This is a genomic window from Rhodopseudomonas sp. RCAM05734 (genome assembly GCF_052658035.1).
The window spans coordinates 981,206-999,376 of record NZ_CP199742.1; the positions used below are offsets into that span (position 1 = coordinate 981,206).

Genomic DNA, 18,171 nt, shown 5'->3' on the forward strand with positions numbered 1-18,171 from the left:
AGATTGACGCCATAGGCCATTTTCAGACACCCTCCTGTCGGGAAATATAATACGATGACTGACCGCACCATTTGAACGTTTTTTCAAAGTAGAGCGACATAGCCTTGGTGGAGACCGAGCAGAACGGCGAGATCGGGGCGGCGGGACGGGCAGGCGGCGCATGGCCGATCCGGCATCGTGGCGCTTGTTCGTGCGATTCCGATCCGCTGGCGCATCCTGTCGATTGCCGCGCTGAATTCCGCTGTGGTGGTCGTGCTGGCCGTCCTGATCTGGAGCGGCACCCACGTTCTGTCGTCGGCCTGGGACGACGTTCGGCAGGTCCGGCAGTCCGACCAGATTCTGGCGCTGCTGGAGAGCGAGACCGGGCGGCTGCAGAACCTGATCCACCGCTATATCAACCAACCGAGCCCCGAACTCTTCGCCGAAATCCTGCTGCTGCGCGAGGCGGTGCTCGGCACCCTCAACACCCGCGCGTCCACCGATCCGATGCTGTCCGGCTCGGTGGCCGAACTGGAGCGCGTGACCGAGCGCTTCCTGAGCGGCTTCGGCGAATTGCGCGCGCTGCAGACCACGATCTCCAAGACCTATGAGGAGCAGGTGCTGAGTCCCGCCAAGGACATGGCCGGGCTGTACTCGATCATCGAGGGCGCCACCGCGCAGCGCGACGCCCTGATCTGGCCGGCGCTCGGCAAGTCCCGCGAAGCCTTCACCGCCATGCTGGTGGCCGCCAACGCCTACTACCTGTCGCTGGCGTCGGCCGCCGCCGAGGACGCCCACCGCAACACCGAAACCATCGAGCGCACCATTCCGGTGATGACCGATCTCGCCGACAACGACCTGCAACGCATTGCGCTGCAGCGCCTGAAGGACCGCGCTGTGGCACTGCGCCAAGGCCTTGCCCACCTCTCCGAGCAGCTCACCAGCCGCACCGATCTGCTGCGCAACTCCATCGACGCCAGCCAGGCCGACACCATCGGCGCCATCGACGGCCTGTCGGTGAAGATGCGGCAGCGCGAGCAGAACGCCCAGGCCACCTTCGACCGCACCCTGTCGGACATCTCGCGCAAGGTGCTGCTGATCGCGGTGGTGTTCCTCGCCGTCATCATGATCGCGGGCATTGTCATCGCGCTCAGCATCCGGCTGCCGCTGCAGCAGATCATGGCGTCGATGCACGCCATCACCTCGGGCGACTACGATCGCCGGGTGCAAGGCACCGCGGCGCGCGACGAGGTCGGCGCCATGGCGCGCGCGGTCGACGTTTTCCGCGAGAATGCCATCGCCAAGCGCGAGACCGAGAATGAACTGCGGGCCTCCAAGGAGAGGGCCGAAAGTGCCCTGCTCGAACTGAATGCCGCGCAGCAGAATTTGATCGATGCGGAACGGCTGGCGGCGCTGGGCGGCCTGGTGGCCGGCGTCGCCCACGAGGTCAACAATCCGATCGGCATCAGCCTGACCGTAGCCTCGAGTTTCGCCCGCCGCGTCGAGATGTTCGGCGCCGAACTGCGCTCCAACACGCCGATGCGTCGCTCGCGGCTGGAGGAATTCGTCCGTACCTCGCAGGATGCCGCGCAGCAACTGGTGGGCAACCTGCACCGCGCCGGAGAGCTGATCCAGTCGTTCAAGCAGGTGGCGGTCGACCGGTCGCACGCCGAACGGCGGCAGTTCAGCCTCTCGGAGGCCACCGACCAGATCGTCGCCAGCCTGCGGCCGGTGCTGAAGAAGGCGCCGATCAGCCTGACCATCGACGTGCCGGACGGCCTGATCATCGACGGCTATCCCGGCTCCTACGGCCAGATCCTGACCAACCTGTTCCTCAACGCCGCCAACCACGCCTTCCCGGACGGCAAACCGGGCGCGATCTCGATCACGGCGCGGCCGCGCGGCGCCGATGACATCGAGATCATCTTCGCCGACAATGGTGCCGGCATGACGCCCGACGTGCAGCGCCAGGCTTTCGATCCGTTCTTCACCACGCGCCGCAACGAAGGCGGCACCGGCCTTGGCCTCCACATCGTCTACAACCTGGTCACCCAGCAGCTCGGCGGACGCATGATGCTGGAGTCGAGACTGGGACAAGGCACGACATTTCGCATTATCATGCCGCGGGCCGCCACCGGCGCTTCCGCTGACGCCGCAACAAACAACGGGACCACGCAATGGCCGACCAGGACGATGTCCTCCAACTGATCGAAGATTTCGGGCCCGAGCCCGAGGCATCGACAGGGCGCAGGTGGAAAATAGCCGTGATCGACGACGATCACGCGGTGCATGAGGGCACCCGCTTCGCGCTCAGCGACTACAGTCTCAACGGCCAGGGCCTCGAGATCCTCTCGGCCTATTCGGCTGCGGAAGGCCAGACCCTGATGCGCGCGCATCCGGACATCGCCGCGGTACTGCTCGACGTCATCATGGAAACTGACGCCGCCGGGCTCGACCTCGTCGAGTTCATCCGCAATGAGCTTCAGAACGAGACCGTCCGCATCATCCTGCGCACCGGGCAGCCCGGCCAGGCGCCGGAACGCCGCGTCATCGTCGATTACGACATCAACGACTACAAGGCCAAGACCGAGCTCACCGCCGACAAGCTGTTCACCTCGCTGACCGCGGCGCTGCGCAGCTACCAGCAGCTCGAACGCATGGTGCAGACAAGGCGCGGGCTCGAGATCATCCTCGACGCCGCCTCGACGCTTTACGACTTCAAGTCGATGCAGCGGCTTGCCGAGGGCGTGCTGACCCAGATTGCGTCGCTGCTGAATGTCGACTGCGCCGGAATCCTGGTGCTGCGCGACAGCGGCACGAAAGGCGACGATTTTGCGGTACTGGCCGGCTCCGGCTGCTACAGCCGTTTCATCGGCTGCCCCGGCCCGCAGGGACTCGATCCGGACCTGCGGCAGATGGTCGAAGAGGCATTCCGCCGCCGCAAGCACGACTTCGCCGACCAGCGCACCGTGCTCTATGTGCGCACCGGCAGCGGACGCGAGGTGGTGGTGCTGCTGCAGGCCGAACATCGGCTGTCCGACACCGACCGCTCGCTGGTGGAGATCTTCGGGAGCCGGCTGTCGATCGCCTTCGACAATGTGATCCTCTATCAGCAGCTCCATGAGGCCAATACGCAGCTCGAGGACCGTGTCGCCCAGCGCACGCGCGCCTTGATGCAGGCCAATCGCCGACTGTCGGCGCAATGGCTGCGGCTGCAGCGCGCCAACGGCTTCAAGAACGAGATTCTCGGCACCGTCGCCCACGACCTGAAGAATCCGCTCGGCGTCATCCTCGGCCGCACCGAAATGCTGACCGAGCTGATCTCCGCCGGAGCCGCCAAGGACAGCATCGCCGCGCAGGTCGATCATATCCGCGACGCCACGCGACGCCTGACCTCGATGGTCGATCACCTCATCAACGACGCCATGGCCGATGCCTTCGACATCACCATCCGGCGGGAGGCCGTCGATATTTCCGCGCTGGTCACCGAAGTCGCCGAGGCCAACAGGCCGCTGGCCGTCAACAAGCAGCAGGTCATGACCGTGTCGGCATCGACCCGCGATCACACCATGTGCGATGCCGACCGGATGCGCGAGGCGATCGACAATCTCATCAGCAACGCCATCAAATACAGTCCGATCGGCGGCAAGATAGCCATCTCCGTTGCCTGCGACGGCGAGAACGCCATCGTCCGCGTCAGCGACGAAGGCGCCGGCCTGTCGCCGGAGGATATCGACCGGCTGTTCGGCCGCTTCCAGCGGTTGTCGGCCAAGCCCACCGGCGGCGAAAGCTCGACTGGCCTTGGCCTGTCGATCGTCAAGCGGATCGTCGACATGCATGGCGGCGAGGTGACTGCGGACAGTCCCGGCCCCGGCCGCGGCGCGACTTTCACCATCATCCTGCCTGCGACAGCCGAAGCGTGACATGAGCCAGAGCCCGCATATCATCATTGTCGACGACGAAGCACCCGCCCGTGAAATGGTCGGCGATTATCTCAAAATGCACGGCTTCTCCGTCACCCTGTGCGACGGTGGCAAGAGCCTGCGCGGCGTAATCGAGACCGGCGTGCCGGATCTCGTGGTGCTCGACCTCAACATGCCTGAGGAAGACGGGCTGTCGATCATCCGCGACCTGAAAAGCCGCACCAACGTGCCGGTGATCATGCTGACGGCCACCGCCAGCCCGATCGATCGCGTGGTGGGGCTGGAGCTCGGCGCCGACGACTACATCGCCAAGCCCTGCGAGTTGCGCGAGCTGATGGCACGGATCCGTTCGGTGCTGCGACGCAGTGCCGTCAAGCCAGCGCCGGCCGAGGTTGCAGCGCCGGCCAAGGCCGAGACCGACCATCTGGTTCGCTTCGGCACCAAATGGCTCGACCTGCAGGCCCAGGCGCTGCGCGACGACGAGGGCAACGAACACCCGCTGACCGCATCGGAATTCGGCCTGCTGAAGGTGTTCGCGGCCAATCCCAAGCGGGTGCTGTCGCGCGAACGGCTGCTTGAACTGGCCAATGCACGCGACGCCGAGGCGTTCGACCGCGCCGTCGACCTGCGAATCATGCGGATTCGCCGCAAGATCGAACCGGACCCGACCAAGCCGGCGGTGATCCGCACCATTCGCGGCGGCGGCTATCTGTTTTCCCCGGCGGGCGACAAGGCCTGAGCGGATTTTGCGGCCGGCAAGCCCGGAATCCTCGCCTGCCACGCCACGCCTAGGCGTGGCATGGCCCTCCAGTGTGATCTGGATCACAAAGTAGCGGCGCCGGCGCGATCCGGCACGGGGGCGTCACGCCCCTTAAAATCATTACTGTTTTTCTCTGAATGTGTCGCCGCCCGCTTCGCGACGAAACATTCCATAGGTGGCATGAAACCATTTTCGGTTTTGACGCAGACGTCCCGAAACCCGCGCTGGCTATCACTCCTCCCAACGAAGCCGCCATTTGCGGTGTCTCACGGGAGCCGATCATGCAGAACGTCATCGCCATCAGCGCCGCAGGCCATCAGGGCATCATTGCCGCCCGGGCTACCTCCGATGAAATGTTGCTGGAGCGCATTTCAGGCGGCGACCGGACCGCGATGCACACGCTGTATTCGCGCCACCATGTGCGGGTCTACCGCTTCGTGCTGCGCATGCTGCGCGACACGACGCTGGCCGAAGACCTGGTCAGCCAGGTGTTCCTGGACGTGTGGCGCACCGCCGGCCAGTTCGAGGGCCGCTCGCAGGTCTCGACCTGGCTGCTGTCGATCGCCCGCTTCAAGGCGCTGACCGCGCTGCGCCAGCGCAAGCACGAGGACATAGACCAGGACGACGTGATGGAGATCGCCGATTCCGCCGACACGCCGGAGGCGTCGCTCGAGCGCAGCCGCACCAGCGCCATCCTGCGCGCCTGTGTCGCCAAGCTGTCGCCGGCGCATCGCGAGATCGTCAACCTGGTCTACTATCACGAGAAGTCGGTGGAAGAGGTGGCGTCGCTGATCGGTATCCCCGCTTCCACGGTGAAGACCCGGATGTTCTACGCCCGCAAGCAGCTGGCCGAACTGCTCAAGAGCGCCGGCATCGATAGCCTCGCCGCGTAATCGAGGTCACGATGTGATTGGGATCACGATGTGATCGGGATCACGGTCGCGCGACGAAACACATGAAACAGTCGACGACATCGGCCGGAAAGAATCGCCTGCTATTCCAATCATCACCAACGCCGAACAGGGAGTGAGAAAATGCTGAATCCCACCTTCCGCTTCTTCGTCATCCCGCTCGGCGCGATCTGCACCCTGGCCTCGCTGTCGGCCCAGAACACCGCGCCTCACGCCCCACGCGACGGCGCGATGACGGTCCGCCAGCAGGTGATCGACTGCAGCAGCAGGAACCCGGCGGAGGTATGCGTGATCTCCTTCGACGGTGATGCCCGCCGCTGATTGAATTTTTTCTCCCACGTTCCGACCTCCAAACAGCCTTCGACCCGGACGGGATGCCCCCTTCCGGGTCTTTTTTTGTTTGGATACGACGATCTCCGATGTCGTCCCCGCCTTCGCGGCGACGACAGGAGAGTTCGCGATGCCGCCTCGTGCGTCTCACGAACACGTGACGCCTGCCGCGTAACGGGATTGCATCTCATCGCGAAGACCCATCATGCGCCCGTCGTGACGATCCGGTCATGAGCGCGGCGCGCCATGGGGCCGACCAATGCTCAACCTCGTTCTCGCTGTGCTCGCCGGTGTGCTGACCATCGCCGCACCCTGCACGCTGCCCATGCTGCCGATCCTGCTCGGCGCATCGCTGGGTCACACCGGCAGGATACGTCCGGCGATGATCGCCCTCGGCTTCGTGCTGTCGTTTTCCTTTGTCGCCCTGCTGCTCGGCTGGCTGACCCAGGCCTTCGATTTCGATCCGAATGTGCTGCGTACCGCCGCGGCTGTCCTGCTGCTCGGCTTCGGGGTGCTGATGATCTGGCCGACGCCGTTTCATTGGCTGACCAACCGCATCGGCGGATACACGTCCGAAGGAAGCCGTGCGGTCGCGCATCCCGGCAATATCGGCGGCTTCGTGCTCGGCACCACGCTGGGGCTGGTATGGACGCCCTGCGCCGGTCCGGTGCTCGGTTCGATCCTGACGATCGTCGCGACATCGAAGGATGTCGCCTGGGGCAGCACCCTGATGATCGCCTACGCCGTCGGCGCGGCGATCCCCATGCTGGCGATCGCCTATGGCGGCCAGGCAGTCACCACGCGGGTCCGCAGCATCGCACGGATTTCGCCGAGGCTGCAGCAGGCCTTTGGCGTCATCGTGATCGGCTTCGCGGTCGCCTCCTACTTTCAGTACGACACGCAGATCGTGGCGTGGCTGACAGCCTTCTACCCCACCGGCCAGCTCGGCCTGTAACCTCCGAGGAACATGACATGAAGACCCGCTCGTTCATTACGTCCGCCTCGCTCCTTGCAGCCCTGCTCGGAACGGCCCTGCCTGCCCTCGCCGGCGAAACCGGCAACCCGCCGGCGCCCCTGCAGATGGCTGCAGCCCAGGATGTCGCGCCGGAATTCAGCGGCATCGGCACCTGGTTCAACTCGGGGCCGCTGACGATGGCAGGCCTGCGCGGCAAGGTGGTGCTGGTGAACTTCTGGACCTATGGCTGCGTCAACTGTGTGAACACGCTGCCGCACGTCACGGAGCTCTACGCCAAATACAAGGATCGCGGCTTTGTCATCGTTGGCGTCCACACGCCCGAATTCCCGTTCGAACGCTCGGCATCAAACGTGAACGCCGCATTGCAACGCCACGGCATCACCTATCCGGTGGCGCAGGACAATGACTCGCGGACCTGGAATGCCTACAGCAACCGCTACTGGCCGGCCCAATACATCGTCGATCAGGGTGGACATATTGTCTACCAGCACGACGGCGAAGGCCAGTATGAGAAAATTGAGAGCACGATCAAAAGCTTGCTGAAAGCGAGCAGCTAGGGAACCGGCGCGGCAGAAGACATCCCGAGATAGGATCGACACAGACCACGTGCTAATCATCCCGATGCGAGTTGCGGAAGGATGATCAGCATGTTCGAAGGCGTCGACGCGGTGATACTGGCAAGAGCCCAGTTCGCCTTCACCATGTCGTTCCACATCATCTTTCCGGCGTTCTCAATCGGGCTCGCCAGCTATCTCGCGGTGCTGGAGGCGCTGTGGCTGTGGACCGGCCGCGAGGTGTTCATCAACCTGTTCAACTATTGGCTCAAGATCTTCGCCATCGCCTTCGGCATGGGCGTGGTGTCGGGCATCGTGATGTCCTACCAGTTCGGCACCAACTGGTCGGTCTTCTCCGACAAGACCGGGCCGGTGATCGGCCCCTTGATGGCCTATGAGGTGCTGACCGCGTTCTTCCTCGAGGCCGGCTTCCTCGGCGTCATGCTGTTCGGGCTCGAGCGCGTCGGCCACCGGCTGCATTTCCTGGCCACGCTGATGGTGGCGATCGGCACACTGTTCTCGGCGTTCTGGATTCTGTCGGCCAACTCCTGGATGCAGACCCCGGCCGGCTACGCCATCAATACCGACGGCCAATTCATCGCCGCCGACTGGATGAAGGTCATCTTCAACCCATCCTTCCCCTATCGCCTCGTTCACATGGTGCTGGCCGCCTATCTCACCACGGCGCTGGTGGTCGGCGCGGTCGGCGCCTGGCACCTGCTGCGGGATTCTCATCTCGCCGGCCCGCGGGTGATGTTCTCCATGGCGATGTGGATGGCCACGCTGGTGGCGCCGCTGCAGATTTTTGCCGGCGACCAGCATGGCCTCAACACGCTGGAGCACCAGCCCGCCAAGCTGATGGCCATGGAAGGCCACTACCAGAGCCATCCCGACGGCGCGCCGCTGATCCTGTTCGGCCTGCCCGACCAGAAGGAGGCGAAAGTCAAATACGCCATCGAGGTCCCGAAGCTGGGATCGCTGATCCTGAAGCATGACATGAACGCGCCGATGGCCGGTCTCGACACCGTGCCGCGTGAAAACTGGCCGCCGGTGCCGGTCACCTTCTGGTCGTTCCGCATCATGGTGGGGATCGGCTTCCTGATGCTCGGCCTCGGGCTGCTGAGTCTGGCGATGCGCTGGCGCGGTGAGCTCTACCAGTCGCGCTTCCTGCATCTGTTCGCCATGGCCATGGGCCCGGCCGGCTTCGTCGCGGTGCTGGCAGGCTGGGTGACCACCGAGACCGGACGCCAGCCGTTCACCGTGTTCGGATTGCTGCGGACCGCCGACTCCACCTCGCCGCTGGCCGCACCGGCGGTGGCATCGTCGCTGATCGCCTTCGCGATCGTGTATTTCATCGTATTCACTGCCGGCGTCATCTACATCCTCAGGCTGATGGCCGCGCCGCCGCATCATGGCGAACAGGGCCCCCGCGGCGACGCGCCGGTGCGCGCCGCCGGCATCACCCCCGCAGCCGGCCACGCCGCCCAGGGACACGCATCATGATCGCCATCGATATCGCCACCGTCTGGGCCTTCATCATCGCCTTTGCCGTTTTCGTCTATGTGGTGATGGACGGCTTCGACCTTGGTCTCGGCATGCTGTTTCCGCTGTTTCCGAAGAAGGAAGACCGCGATGTGATGATGAATTCCGTCGCGCCGGTGTGGGACGGCAACGAGACCTGGCTGGTGCTCGGCGGCGGCGGGCTGATGGCCGCGTTTCCCCTCGCTTATGCCGTGCTGATGCCGGCGCTGTACACGCCGATGATCGCCATGCTGCTCGGCCTGGTGTTTCGCGGCGTCGCCTTCGAATTCCGCTGGCGCACGCGGCGCGAACGCAATCTATGGGACTTCGCCTTTGCCGGCGGCTCGCTGCTGGCCACCATGGCGCAGGGCGTGGCGCTCGGCGCCATCCTGCAGGGCGTCGTCGTCAACGGCAGGCACTACGGCGGCGGCTGGTGGGACTGGCTGACGCCGTTCAGCATCCTCACCGGCGTCGCCCTGGTGATCGGCTACAGCCTGCTCGGCGCCACCTGGCTGGTGATGAAGACCGAGGGAGAACTGCGCGAACGCGCCTACATGCTGAGCTGGTGGCTGCTGTTCGCCATGCTGGGCGCCATCGGCGTGGTCAGCATCGCCACCCCGTTCCTCGACGTCGAATATGCGCGGCGCTGGTTCAACTGGCCGAACGTGCTGCTGACCGCGCCGGTGCCCGTTGCGGTCGCCGCCGTCACCGCGCTGCTGCTGCGCAGCCTTGCCAAGAGGCAGGACAACCGGCCGTTCTTCCTGTCGCTGACGCTGTTCGCGCTGTCCTATGCGGGCCTCGGCATCAGCATGTGGCCCTATATCGTGCCGCGCAGCATCACCATCTGGCAGGCCGCCGCTCCGGCCAGCAGCCAGATCTTCATGATCTGGGGCGTCGCCGTACTGGTTCCGATCATCCTCGCTTACACGGCCTGGGCCTATTACGTGTTTCGCGGCAAGGTCAGCGCCGGGACGGGCTATCACTGATGCCGCGTCTCGCGGAAACACCGCGACCGCTGTGGCAGCGCCTGCTGTGGTTTATTGCGCTGTGGGCCGCCGGCGTCGGCACCGTGACGATTGTAGGCTACGGCCTGCGGCTGTGGATCGGGAAATAGCTCCGGCTGTCATCGCCCGGCCGGCGCGCATTGCGCGCCGGGACCGGGCGATCCAGTATTCCGCGCGGCGTGTGGGACTGGGCGGAGGCCCGGCAAGGACCGCGTTCAAGCTGATGATGCCGGCGTTTACTGGGTCACCCGGTCCAGCGCGCAATTGCGCGCCGGCCGGGTGACGACAACGGAGCTTGCAGCATGAAGAACGCTGCAGTGCGTCCGGGACAGAGACCACTTCGCGGTCTCTGGTTCCGTTAACCACGCTGTGGTAGACCACGACGGTACGCCGAACCGGAGATTTTCGATGACCCACGTCCGACGCCCGACCTGGCTTTCGCTTGTTGCCGCGGCCGGCCTGATGTTGTCGGCCTCGCAATCCTTCGCGCAGCAGCCCGATGTCGGCGACCAGCCTGGCCTGATCCCCGATGACTCCGTGCAGCTCGAGCCGGAATTCCAGAAGACCATGGTGCTGTATCGCACCACCGAAGCGCCCGGCACCATCATCATCCAGACCGCCGAGCGGCATCTCTATGTGGTGCAGCCGGGCGGGCGCGCCATCCGCTATGGCATCGGTGTCGGTCGCGACGGCTTCACCTGGCAAGGCCTGCTGAAGATTTCGCGCAAGGCCGAGTGGCCGGACTGGACGCCGCCGCCGGAGATGATCGAACGCCAGCCCTATCTGCCGCGCTTCATGGCCGGCGGCCCCGGCAACCCGCTCGGCGCCCGCGCGCTGTATCTCGGCGCCACCGTGTACCGCATCCACGGCACCAACCGGCCCGACACGATCGGCACCGCGGTGTCGTCGGGCTGCTTCCGGCTGGTCAATTCCGACGTCGCCGACCTCTACGACCGCATCCCGGTCGGCACCAAGGTGATCGTGCGGCAGAAGCCCGAGCTGTAGCCCGCGGCCCCGCTGTTTTTCAAACCGAACTGTTTCCCGAATATCAGTGAGAGCATCATGTGGATGAAGCGGACCTTTGCGACCGGACTGGCCATCGGCCTCATCGTGGCCGCCGGCATCGCCGCCGCTGCCATCACCTATGAACGCTACGATACCAAGACGCTGAAGCGCACCATCCGCCGCGACGCCGTGCTGTGCGGCGTCAACACCGGCCTGCCGGGCTTCTCCTCGCCCGACGTCAGCGGCAACTGGGCCGGCTTCGACGTCGACTTCTGCCGCGCGGTGGCGGCAGCCATCTTCAACGATCCGAAGAAGGTGACCTTCGTGCCGCTCGACGCCACCGACCGCTTCAAGGAGCTGCAGAGCCGCAAGGTCGATATCCTCAGCCGCAACTCGACATGGAGCATGTCGCGCGAGACCAATTACGACCTGTATTTCCCAGCGGTGTCCTATTACGACGGCCAGAGCTTCATGGTGCCGAAGGCGCGCAGCATCGATTCCGCGCTGGAGCTCGACGGCAGCAAGATCTGCGTCCAGGACAACACCACCACGGCCTTGAACCTCGCCGACTTCTTCCGCGCCAACAACATCAAGTACACCGAGATGAAGTTCGCGAAGCTCGACGATGTGATGAAGGCCTACAATGCCGGCCAGTGCGACACATTCACCGCCGACGCCTCGCAGCTCTATGCGCTCAGGCTGACACTGGGCAAGCCGGACGAGCACGTTGTGCTGCCCGACGTGATCTCCAAGGAGCCGCTGGCGCCGGTGGTGCGGCAGCGCGACGACGACTGGATGATGATCGTCAAGTGGACGCTGTATGCCATGATCAACGCCGAAGAACTCGGCATCACCTCGAAGAACATCGACGAGGCCCTGAAGTCGAAGAAGCCCGACGTGATGCGGCTGGTCGGCACCGAAGGCGCCTATGGCGAGGATCTCGACCTCCCAAAGGACTGGGCGGCACGCATCATCCGCCATGTCGGCAATTACGGCGAAGTCTATGAGCGCAACGTCGGCACCGGCTCCAAGCTGCAGATCCCGCGCGGATTGAACCGGCTGTGGAGCGCCGGCGGCATCCAGTACGCGCCGCCGATCAGGTAGCTGCAACGCACGCAACTGTCATCGCCCGGCCTGCGCGCAATTGCGCGCCGGGACCGGGCGACCCAGTAAACGCTGTCGTCTGTGTTTACTGGGTCACCCGCCTTCGCGGGTGACGACAGCCCAGGGCTGACCCAAAAATAGCACCGAGAGGAAACACAATGCGTCTCAAGCTGCTTTCGCCGGACGACATGACCGCAGACCAGCGGGAGATCTACGACGAGTCCATCGCCAGCAAGCGCGGCCGGCCACCGGAGCCGATGTTCGCCTGGCTGCATAGTCCGGACATGGCGAAACAGGCGACGCGGCTCGGCGCTTTCCTGCGCTACGACACCTCGATGCCGGCGGCGGAATCCGAACTGGCGATCCTGGTCACCGCACGGCACTGGACCTCGCATTTCGAATGGTATGCCCACAAGAAGCTGGCGCTTGCCGGCGGCATGGATCCCGCCATCATCGAGGACATCCGCAATCGCCGCACGCCAAAACTGCCGGACGCGAGGTCGCAGGTGATCTATGACGTTGCCAAATCGCTGCACGAAGGCCACGGCGTCACCCAACCGCTCTATGACGCGGCGATCGGATTGCTCGGCGAGCGCGGCCTGGTCGAGATCATCGGGTTGTGCGGCTATTACACCATGGTGTCGATGACGCTGAATACGTTTGAGTTCGGCCTGCCGGACGGAGAAATATCCGAACTTGCGTAAGGGCGCGGCGCTGCCTAGATCGGCAGTAGACGTCGCACGGTTGGAGAGAGCATGCCCGATACCGCAACACCTATCGCCGCAGGAACCCGGATCGGGCATGTCCACCTGAAGGTGGCCGATCTCGACCACGCCATGGGATTCTATTGCGGCGTGCTCGGCTTCCAGCTCATGCAGCGTTACGGCGACCAGGCTGCGTTCATTTCAGCGGGCGGTTACCACCATCACATCGGCCTGAATACCTGGGAAAGCAAAGGCGGCCAGCCGCCGGCGGCGGGGACCACCGGCCTGTTTCACACCGCCATCCTGTATCCGACGCGCGCGGCGCTGGCCGACGCGCTGCACCGCGTGCGCGAGGCCGGCATCGAACTCGATGGTGCCAGCGACCACGGCGTCAGCGAAGCCTTGTACCTGCGCGACCCCGACCAGAACGGCGTCGAACTGTACTGGGATCGCCCCGAAGCGGATTGGCCGCGCGACGAAAGTGGCGGCATCGCCATGTTCACGCGACGGCTCGATCTCGCTGATCTGATGAAGCAGCGCGTGGCGTAGGCACCCGTCATTGCGGGGCGCCCTCCCGGCGCGGCCATGCCGTTCTTCCTCGGTACTTTCAGATCCGCTTGCCTACAGCGGCTGCGCCGACTTCCTTCGCACCAGGATCAATGCCGCCGCGATCAGTTGCAGGCTCATGCAGCCGTAGAACGGCAATGCGTAGCTGCCGGAGGCGTCGCGCAGATAGCCGATGATGCCCGGCGCAAAGGCGTAGGTGATCTGCGTCACCGCGGTGACCAGGCTGACCAGCACGCCGAACGAGCGCATGTCGAATTCGCGCTGCACGATCAACGCCGGCAAGGTGATGAGATTGCCGACGGAGAAGCCGAACAGCGCGCAGGCGAACAACAGCAGCGCCTCGTTATGCGAGTTGATCACGATGGCCAGCGCCACCGCCTGGCTGCAGAACGAGATCGCCGAGGCCAGCCGCTGGTTGAGCCGGTCGATTACCGTCGAGAACAGCACCCGCCCGACCACCGCCATCAGGGTCAACAGCGACACCGCCGCTGCGGCGCGCTCGCGGCCGACGACGGGATCGAGGTAGGAGATCAGGTGGACGATGAAGCCGACCTGGGCAAACAGCGTCAGCGCAAAGGCGACGGTCAGCGTCAGAAAGCCCGCGTCGCGCAGCGCCTGCGCCCGGACCCGCGCCGATGACGGCGCGTCGGCAGCGCCGGCCAGCACGCTATGGGCACGCATCGGCGGGCGGCCGACGAAAATGAGGATCACCGGCACCAGCACCACGACCATGGCGATGGCTGCGGCGAGCGTGGCGCGGGCGAATCCGAATCCTGATATCGCCGCCACCAGCAGCGGCACGCCGACGATGCCGCCGAAGCTGGCGCCGTTCAGCGCCAGGCTGATGGCCATGCCGCGCTTCCTGTCGAACCACAGGCCGAGGGTATTGGTGATGGCGCCGAGGCTGGTGCCGGCCCAGCCCAGCGCCAGCAGCGCGTTGACGGCATAGAGCTGCCACGGCGCCGTGATCTGGCCGAGCAGTACGGTGGCACTCGCCATCGCCGCCACCCCGACCAGCAAACAGGCGCGCGGACCGAATGCCTTCATGGCCTCGCTGAAGAAGGCCACCAGCAGGGCGCCGAACAGATAGAAGAAGGTGGTGGCTGTCGACACGGTGGAAGCCGGCCAGCCGTGCACGCGCTGCAACTCGGCGAGGTAGACGCTCTGGCCGTAGAAGCCGAGCGCCCAGCCGAAGGTTGCCACCGTGAAGCACACCCCCACGATGCGCCAGCCGTCATAGCGGAGCGACGCTTCGTCGGGTTGTGGGGCTGTCGCGTCCATGCCGGATCCGTTCTCGCCGCTCGATGGGTGGTGCTGCACTGCGTCTGCGACAACACGCCGCGCTGATCTATCATCCCCCGGGGATTAACCACCCGAAATACCGGCCAAAATCGGCCGGGACCGTCCTGACCGCACCGCACCGACTTAATGCGGCCTTGGCAGTGCGCTGTGGTCGCGCCATATGAAAGTATCCGACATGGAGGATTTCCGACCGTGAACGCCATCGCCGAATTGACTGGCCAGACCGACCGCTCGCTCTTGATTGTCGAGGACGACAAGCCGTTCCTGGAGCGGCTGTCGCGCGCGATGGAGACCCGCGGCTTCACCGTGACATCGTGCGACAGCGTCGCCGATGGCCTGTCGCAGATCGGCAAGGCGGCGCCGGCCTTCGCCGTGGTCGACCTGCGGCTCGGCGACGGCAACGGGCTCGACGTGGTCTCGGCGCTGAAACAGAAGCGCCCGGATGCCCGCGCCATCGTGCTGACCGGATACGGCAACATCGCTACCGCGGTCACCGCGGTGAAGATGGGCGCGGTCGACTATCTGTCGAAGCCGGCCGACGCCGACGATGTGGTCGCGGCGCTGCTGGCCAGCGGCGGCGAGAAATCCGAACTTCCGAACAACCCGATGTCGGCAGACCGCGTGCGCTGGGAACACATCCAGCGCATCTACGAGATGTGCGGCCGCAACGTCTCTGAAACCGCACGCCGCCTCAACATGCATCGTCGCACCCTGCAGCGCATTTTGGCCAAGCGCGCGCCGCGGTAATAGCCTGCAGCCGCAAACACGGCTGTCATCGCCCGGCCTGCGCGCACTTGCGCGCCAGGACCGGGCGACCCAGTAAACTCAGGCTTCAGTGATAAATCCGCAGCGCCGGTGTTTACTGGGTCACCCGCTTTCGCGGGTGATGACAATTGAGTGGAAGGCGGATGACTGCTTGATGTCCCGCAGACCGCCTACACCTCACCCACCACATCCCCATGCCCCTGCCCCTGCGGATCGATCAGCCGGTTGAGCCGCTGTGCCGCCGTGGTCGCAAACCGCAGCAGCATCAGTTTTCGCGTCGCCGCCGGCAGCCGATGCTCGGGCGCCTCGCAATGCAGATGCGCGCCATAGGCGTCGGCGACGATCAAACCGGTGTCGCCGGGAAAGATCTCGCATGGCGGGTCCTGGGTGAAGGCAAAGAACAGCCGGTCACAATGCGCGCGGTACTCCGGCCATTTTTGGTCGGCGCGCAGATCCGCCAGCGATGACTTGATCTCGACGATCCAGATCTCGCCGCGCTCGTTGACGGCAACCAGATCGGCGCGGCGGCCGGACGGCAATGCCACCTCACCGATGCAGGAAAAACCCAGCGTGCGCAGCCAGCGCGCGGTGCCGCGCGCGATCGCCAGCGCCGTCTCGGACTGACGGCGGTCCACGGGCGGCACGACGGCCAGTTGAACGGCTTGCGATTCCATTGCGACGAACCGTAGCCCATTTTGGGGCACAGCCCCAAGCGAGGCCCCTCGCCACAACAGCCGCAAATTTGCGCCGGCTGCGCCCCAATTTCGACCTCACGCGAACGTGAAGCCGATGGAACCTGAGTTCCGAGGGACGCTACCGGAGGAGAGCAACATGACGTCAGCCATTACCGCCCGCGCACTCGCGTTGGCGATCGCCGCACTGCCGTTGACGGCCGCCTTGTCAGCGGCACAGGCCAAACCCACCGTCGAGGTCGCGTTCGTGCTCGACACCACCGGCTCCATGAGCGGGCTGATCGAAGGCGCCAAGCGAAAGATCTGGTCGATCGCCACCACCATCCTCGACAGCAATCCCGATGCGGAGATCCGGATGGGTCTCGTAGCCTATCGCGACATCGGCGACGACTACGTGACGAAGACCTACGAGCTCACCACCGATATCCAGGATCTCTACGCCAACCTGCTCGAGGTGAAGGCGCGCGGCGGCGGCGACTGGCCGGAGAGCGTCAACGAGGCGCTCGATATCGCCGTCAACAAATTGCACTGGACCGACCGCAAGGACACCCGCCGCATCGTCTTCCTGGTCGGCGACGCGCCGCCGCACATGGACTATGCGCAGGACACCAAGTACCCGACCACGCTGGCCGTCGCCAGGCAGAAGGACATCATCGTCAACGCGGTCCTGGCCGGCAGCGCGCGCGACACCGAGCGGGTGTGGCAGGATATCGCCCAGCGCGGCGACGGCCGCTTCATTCCGATCCCGCAGGACGGCGGTCAGGTGGTGATCATCGAGACCCCGTATGACGAGGACATCATCATCCTGCAGAACGAGATCAACCGCACCGTGATCCCCTATGGCCCGGCGCCGATGCAGAAGCGCACCGAGGACCAGGCAAGGCAGCTGTCGAAGGTGGCGGCGGCGGCGCCGGCGCAGGCCTCCGACATGGCGAGCTACATCAACAAGCGCGCACGATCGACCTCCGAAGCCGTCACCGGTGGCGGAGACCTGGTCAGCGACGTCGCCGCCGGCAAGCAGAAGCTCGACGGCGTCAGGGAGGACGAGTTGCCGGACAGCCTGCGCCGGCTGGCGCCGGAGCAACGCGCCGCCGAACTCGAAACCCAGATGACGGCGCGCAAGGCGCTCAACGCCAAGCTCGCCGCTCTGGTGCAGAAGCGCGACAGCTACGTCGCCGTCCAGCGCGACAAGGCGCCGGCAAAAACGTCGTCATTCGATCGGGAAGTCGAGGCGACGCTGAAGGCGCAGTTGAAGAGGTAGTTCTTTCTTCCCCTCTCCCCCAAGCAGCGAAGCTGCGCAGGTGGGAGAGGGGCCCCTGTGGGCGCAGCTTGCGTGCACCAACACCGCCCCAATTTTCCCCTTCACACTCCCGCAAAAATCAGCATTGTGGCGCGATGACACAAGAAACCGAGACCAAAGCCAAAGCCGGCGCGGTGATCATTCCAGTGACCCTGTTCCAGCAGAACTGCATGCTGCTATGGGACGAGGCCACGCGGCAGGCCGTCGTGATCGATCCCGGCGGCGACGTGCCGCTGATCCAGCAGGCTATCGCCAAGGCAAATGTGAATGTCGAGCAGATCTGGCTGACCCATGGTCATATCGACCATGTCGGAGGCGCCGCCGAGTTGCGCGAGGCGCTGAAGGTGCCGATCACCGGCCCCCATATCGCCGACAAGTTCTTCTTCGATCTGGTCGAAGAGAGCGGCCACAAATACGGCATGACCGGCATGCGCAACTTCCAACCGGACAGCTGGCTCAAGGAAGGCGACCGCGTCAGCGTTGGCGGGCTGAACTTCGACATCCTGCATTGCCCCGGCCATTCGCCCGGCAGTGTCGTGTATTATGAAAAATCGATGCGTTTCGCCCATGTGGGCGACGTGCTGTTCGCCGGCTCGGTCGGCCGCAGCGACATTCCCGGCGGCAACCACGACACGTTGATCCAGTCGATCACCGACAAGCTGCTGCCGCTCGGCGACGATGTCGGCTTCATCTGCGGCCATGGCCCGGGCTCCAGCATCGGCCAGGAGCGCATGACCAATCCGTTCCTCACCGGCGCGGCGTAACCTCGGCGCC

The 18,171-nt window shown here is 64.9% G+C and carries 19 protein-coding genes; 17 read left to right on the forward strand and 2 right to left on the reverse strand.

Annotation, left to right across the window (positions count from 1 at the left end):
- The first annotated feature begins 174 nt into the window (after positions 1 to 174).
- The 14 genes from ACUXVA_RS04820 to ACUXVA_RS04885 all read left to right on the forward strand — a co-directional run bounded on the left by ACUXVA_RS04820 (position 175) and on the right by ACUXVA_RS04885 (position 13,320).
- Positions 175 to 2,187, forward strand: a complete 2,013-nt coding sequence (locus tag ACUXVA_RS04820; RefSeq protein ID WP_445493239.1) for an ATP-binding protein — start codon at positions 175 to 177, stop codon at positions 2,185 to 2,187.
- The gene (locus ACUXVA_RS04825; RefSeq protein ID WP_445491083.1) at positions 2,157 to 3,902 is read left to right on the forward strand and encodes an ATP-binding response regulator; all 1,746 of its coding nucleotides are present in this window, start codon (positions 2,157 to 2,159) and stop codon (positions 3,900 to 3,902) included. The genes ACUXVA_RS04820 and ACUXVA_RS04825 overlap by 31 nt, the downstream gene beginning before the upstream one ends.
- A 1-nt stretch (position 3,903) precedes the next feature.
- Positions 3,904 to 4,641: a response regulator gene (locus ACUXVA_RS04830; RefSeq protein WP_265081293.1), complete on the forward strand. Its 738-nt coding sequence runs from the start codon at positions 3,904 to 3,906 to the stop codon at positions 4,639 to 4,641.
- A gap of 302 nt (positions 4,642 to 4,943) precedes the next feature.
- Positions 4,944 to 5,555: a sigma-70 family RNA polymerase sigma factor gene (locus ACUXVA_RS04835; RefSeq protein WP_265081292.1), complete on the forward strand. Its 612-nt coding sequence runs from the start codon at positions 4,944 to 4,946 to the stop codon at positions 5,553 to 5,555.
- 141 nt (positions 5,556 to 5,696) lie between these two features.
- On the forward strand, positions 5,697 to 5,894 hold the full coding sequence (locus ACUXVA_RS04840) for a hypothetical protein (protein WP_265081291.1): 198 nt from the start codon (positions 5,697 to 5,699) through the stop codon (positions 5,892 to 5,894).
- A gap of 268 nt (positions 5,895 to 6,162) precedes the next feature.
- A complete protein-coding gene (locus ACUXVA_RS04845) occupies positions 6,163 to 6,858 on the forward strand; it encodes a cytochrome c biogenesis CcdA family protein (RefSeq protein WP_265081290.1) in 696 nt (231 codons plus the stop codon).
- Between the two features lie 17 nt (positions 6,859 to 6,875).
- On the forward strand, positions 6,876 to 7,436 hold the full coding sequence (locus tag ACUXVA_RS04850; protein ID WP_265081289.1) for a thioredoxin family protein: 561 nt from the start codon (positions 6,876 to 6,878) through the stop codon (positions 7,434 to 7,436).
- 90 nt (positions 7,437 to 7,526) lie between these two features.
- Positions 7,527 to 8,936, forward strand: a complete 1,410-nt coding sequence (locus ACUXVA_RS04855; RefSeq protein WP_265081288.1) for a cytochrome ubiquinol oxidase subunit I — start codon at positions 7,527 to 7,529, stop codon at positions 8,934 to 8,936.
- Entirely contained in the window at positions 8,933 to 9,940 is a 1,008-nt protein-coding gene (gene cydB, locus ACUXVA_RS04860) for a cytochrome d ubiquinol oxidase subunit II (RefSeq protein ID WP_445491087.1), read from the forward strand. Before ACUXVA_RS04855 ends, cydB begins: the two co-directional genes overlap by 4 nt.
- Positions 9,940 to 10,068 (forward strand): DUF2474 domain-containing protein, encoded by a 129-nt coding sequence (locus ACUXVA_RS04865; RefSeq protein WP_265081287.1) that lies wholly within the window; start codon positions 9,940 to 9,942, stop codon positions 10,066 to 10,068. The genes cydB and ACUXVA_RS04865 overlap by 1 nt, the downstream gene beginning before the upstream one ends.
- Positions 10,069 to 10,366: 298 nt before the next feature.
- Positions 10,367 to 10,963 carry a L,D-transpeptidase gene (locus ACUXVA_RS04870; protein WP_265081286.1) on the forward strand — a complete coding sequence of 199 codons (597 nt, stop codon included), beginning with the start codon at positions 10,367 to 10,369 and terminating at the stop codon, positions 10,961 to 10,963.
- Positions 10,964 to 11,026: 63 nt separating this feature from the next.
- Complete coding sequence (locus tag ACUXVA_RS04875; RefSeq protein ID WP_445493241.1) at positions 11,027 to 12,067, forward strand: amino acid ABC transporter substrate-binding protein; 1,041 nt, start codon at positions 11,027 to 11,029, stop codon at positions 12,065 to 12,067.
- Positions 12,068 to 12,225: 158 nt separating this feature from the next.
- Positions 12,226 to 12,771 (forward strand): carboxymuconolactone decarboxylase family protein, encoded by a 546-nt coding sequence (locus tag ACUXVA_RS04880; RefSeq protein WP_265081285.1) that lies wholly within the window; start codon positions 12,226 to 12,228, stop codon positions 12,769 to 12,771.
- 51 nt (positions 12,772 to 12,822) lie between these two features.
- A complete protein-coding gene (locus ACUXVA_RS04885) occupies positions 12,823 to 13,320 on the forward strand; it encodes a VOC family protein (RefSeq protein ID WP_265081284.1) in 498 nt (165 codons plus the stop codon).
- Between the two features lie 72 nt (positions 13,321 to 13,392).
- Here ACUXVA_RS04885 and ACUXVA_RS04890 read toward each other — a convergent pair whose 3' ends face one another.
- Positions 13,393 to 14,619: an MFS transporter gene (locus ACUXVA_RS04890; RefSeq protein WP_265081283.1), complete on the reverse strand. Its 1,227-nt coding sequence runs from the start codon at positions 14,617 to 14,619 to the stop codon at positions 13,393 to 13,395.
- A gap of 213 nt (positions 14,620 to 14,832) precedes the next feature.
- Between ACUXVA_RS04890 and ACUXVA_RS04895 the strand changes: the two genes are divergently transcribed.
- Positions 14,833 to 15,387 carry an ActR/PrrA/RegA family redox response regulator transcription factor gene (locus tag ACUXVA_RS04895; protein ID WP_265081282.1) on the forward strand — a complete coding sequence of 185 codons (555 nt, stop codon included), beginning with the start codon at positions 14,833 to 14,835 and terminating at the stop codon, positions 15,385 to 15,387.
- Positions 15,388 to 15,575: 188 nt separating this feature from the next.
- Here ACUXVA_RS04895 and ACUXVA_RS04900 read toward each other — a convergent pair whose 3' ends face one another.
- Positions 15,576 to 16,079, reverse strand: coding sequence for an MmcB family DNA repair protein (locus ACUXVA_RS04900; protein ID WP_265081281.1), 504 nt, complete (start codon positions 16,077 to 16,079; stop codon positions 15,576 to 15,578).
- Positions 16,080 to 16,236: 157 nt separating this feature from the next.
- On the opposite strand from ACUXVA_RS04900, the gene ACUXVA_RS04905 reads away from it, so the two are divergent.
- Entirely contained in the window at positions 16,237 to 17,358 is a 1,122-nt protein-coding gene (locus ACUXVA_RS04905; RefSeq protein ID WP_265081280.1) for a vWA domain-containing protein, read from the forward strand.
- Positions 17,359 to 17,492: 134 nt separating this feature from the next.
- The gene (locus ACUXVA_RS04910; protein WP_265081279.1) at positions 17,493 to 18,161 is read left to right on the forward strand and encodes an MBL fold metallo-hydrolase; all 669 of its coding nucleotides are present in this window, start codon (positions 17,493 to 17,495) and stop codon (positions 18,159 to 18,161) included.
- Positions 18,162 to 18,171: the final 10 nt, after the last annotated feature.

Bases quoted from the DNA above. Each gene is read 5' to 3' on its own strand.
- ACUXVA_RS04825 (WP_445491083.1), top strand. From the start codon at position 2,157: ATGGCCGACCAGGACGATGTCCTCCAACTGATCGAAGATTTCGGGCCC.
- ACUXVA_RS04830 (WP_265081293.1), top strand. From the start codon at position 3,904: ATGAGCCAGAGCCCGCATATCATCATTGTCGACGACGAAGCACCCGCC.
- ACUXVA_RS04835 (WP_265081292.1), top strand. From the start codon at position 4,944: ATGCAGAACGTCATCGCCATCAGCGCCGCAGGCCATCAGGGCATCATT.
- ACUXVA_RS04840 (WP_265081291.1), top strand. From the start codon at position 5,697: ATGCTGAATCCCACCTTCCGCTTCTTCGTCATCCCGCTCGGCGCGATC.
- ACUXVA_RS04845 (WP_265081290.1), top strand. From the start codon at position 6,163: ATGCTCAACCTCGTTCTCGCTGTGCTCGCCGGTGTGCTGACCATCGCC.
- ACUXVA_RS04850 (WP_265081289.1), top strand. From the start codon at position 6,876: ATGAAGACCCGCTCGTTCATTACGTCCGCCTCGCTCCTTGCAGCCCTG.
- ACUXVA_RS04855 (WP_265081288.1), top strand. From the start codon at position 7,527: ATGTTCGAAGGCGTCGACGCGGTGATACTGGCAAGAGCCCAGTTCGCC.
- cydB (WP_445491087.1), top strand. From the start codon at position 8,933: ATGATCGCCATCGATATCGCCACCGTCTGGGCCTTCATCATCGCCTTT.
- ACUXVA_RS04865 (WP_265081287.1), top strand. From the start codon at position 9,940: ATGCCGCGTCTCGCGGAAACACCGCGACCGCTGTGGCAGCGCCTGCTG.
- ACUXVA_RS04870 (WP_265081286.1), top strand. From the start codon at position 10,367: ATGACCCACGTCCGACGCCCGACCTGGCTTTCGCTTGTTGCCGCGGCC.
- ACUXVA_RS04875 (WP_445493241.1), top strand. From the start codon at position 11,027: ATGAAGCGGACCTTTGCGACCGGACTGGCCATCGGCCTCATCGTGGCC.
- ACUXVA_RS04880 (WP_265081285.1), top strand. From the start codon at position 12,226: ATGCGTCTCAAGCTGCTTTCGCCGGACGACATGACCGCAGACCAGCGG.
- ACUXVA_RS04885 (WP_265081284.1), top strand. From the start codon at position 12,823: ATGCCCGATACCGCAACACCTATCGCCGCAGGAACCCGGATCGGGCAT.
- ACUXVA_RS04890 (WP_265081283.1), bottom strand. From the start codon at position 14,619: ATGGACGCGACAGCCCCACAACCCGACGAAGCGTCGCTCCGCTATGAC.
- ACUXVA_RS04900 (WP_265081281.1), bottom strand. From the start codon at position 16,079: ATGGAATCGCAAGCCGTTCAACTGGCCGTCGTGCCGCCCGTGGACCGC.
- ACUXVA_RS04905 (WP_265081280.1), top strand. From the start codon at position 16,237: ATGACGTCAGCCATTACCGCCCGCGCACTCGCGTTGGCGATCGCCGCA.
- ACUXVA_RS04910 (WP_265081279.1), top strand. From the start codon at position 17,493: ATGACACAAGAAACCGAGACCAAAGCCAAAGCCGGCGCGGTGATCATT.